Below are 1,364 nucleotides of genomic sequence, written 5' to 3' on the forward strand. Positions count from 1 at the left end.
GGGGTGAAGGTGTCGCTTCGCCTGGAATAATGCGGGTTGCTGAGATCCGAGAGCTCCAGGGGAGGGACACCTTCGTGGTGAAGAATATCGGGTTGTACCCGGTTGTGGGTGTGGAGTCCGGGGGGTGTTCCTGCGGTGGGGCTGGCCGGGGTGAGGCTGTTGACCGAGACGAGCAGGGTCACGGGCCTGGGCGACGAGCTCTCACGGGTCCTGTCTGTGTGGCGGCGGTGGTGGGCGGTGCACGACCCGGGCAAGATCATCTTGGATCTGGCGGTGTGCGTGGCCCTGGGAGGTCGGTGCCTGTCTGACCTTTCGCTGCTGCGGTGCGACAAGGAGGTCTTCGGGCCTGTTGCCTCTGACCCGACGGTCTCGCGACTTGTGGGGACCCTGGCCGACCACGTCGAGGTGGTCGAGGCCGCCGAGGCCGGGCTCGCAAGACGGTGCGGCAGCGGGTGTGGGACCTGGCCGGCGAGCACTCACCAACGGCTGGAATCAGCGCTGAGCGTCCGTTGGTGATCGACGTTGACGCCACCTTGGTTAATGTGCATTCAGAGAAAGAGGGTGCGGCCCCGACCTTCAAGAAGGGGTTTGGCTACCACCCCCTGACCGCATGGTTCGACCACGGCCCCGATGGTGGGGGTGAGTGCGCGGCGCTCGTGCTGCGGCCCGGAAACGCGGGCTCGAATACCGCCGCCGACCACGTCGAGATCATCCGCCGGGCACTGGACCAGGCCGGGCTCGGCCCCAGACCCGGTAGAAAGGTGCTGGTGCGCATCGACGGGGCCGGAGGCACGAAGGAGACCATTGAGTTCCTGGCCCGTCGGCGGGTGTCCTACAGCGTGGGGTTCACGCTTCCCGAGCACACGCCGCAGATCCACGGGCACCATCCCCGAGACCGCCTGGGCCCCGGCCTACAACGCTGACGGCCAGCCCAGACAGGGTACGGCCGTCGCTGAGACCCGCCGACCTGCTGGACCTGACCGTCTGGCCGGGCGGTATGCGGGTCAACCGTGCGCCGAGAGCGGCCCCATCAGGGCGCCCAGCTGCGCTTCGAGGACGTGGGCGGCTACCGGCCCACCGCCTTCGCCGCCAGCACGAGGGTGGGTCAGCTCGCCGATCTCGAGGTGCGCCACCGGCTGCGGGCCCGCTGCCAGGGGACCGTATCCGCTGTGCCAAGGACACCGGGCTTGACCGCTTTCCCTTGCAGGGGTTTGCGGCCAACCGGGTCTGGTGCCTGATCGTGGCTCTGGCCCGCAGGCCTGCTGGCCTTCTCCCAGCTGCTCGCCCTGGCCGACGCCCCCGCCCGCGCCTGGGAGCCCCGGACGATCCGCCTGCGGCTGATGAGCATCCCCGCTGTCATCGCC

The 1,364-nt window shown here is 69.2% G+C and carries 3 protein-coding genes; 2 read left to right on the forward strand and 1 reads right to left on the reverse strand.

Going from position 1 to position 1,364, the window contains the following annotated elements:
* Positions 1 to 150: 150 nt before the first annotated feature.
* Positions 151 to 516: a transposase gene (locus tag BKH33_RS14305; protein WP_275935698.1), complete on the forward strand. Its 366-nt coding sequence runs from the start codon at positions 151 to 153 to the stop codon at positions 514 to 516.
* Between the two features lie 26 nt (positions 517 to 542).
* Positions 543 to 923 carry a transposase gene (locus tag BKH33_RS14310; RefSeq protein WP_338073013.1) on the forward strand — a complete coding sequence of 127 codons (381 nt, stop codon included), beginning with the start codon at positions 543 to 545 and terminating at the stop codon, positions 921 to 923.
* A gap of 182 nt (positions 924 to 1,105) precedes the next feature.
* On the opposite strand, the gene BKH33_RS13985 is transcribed toward BKH33_RS14310, so the two are convergent.
* The coding region (locus BKH33_RS13985) for a hypothetical protein (RefSeq protein ID WP_208607107.1) at positions 1,106 to 1,364 on the reverse strand (259 nt) is incomplete at its 5' end.

The organism is Actinomyces naeslundii, from assembly GCF_001956585.1.
Taxonomy (GTDB): domain Bacteria; phylum Actinomycetota; class Actinomycetes; order Actinomycetales; family Actinomycetaceae; genus Actinomyces; species Actinomyces naeslundii.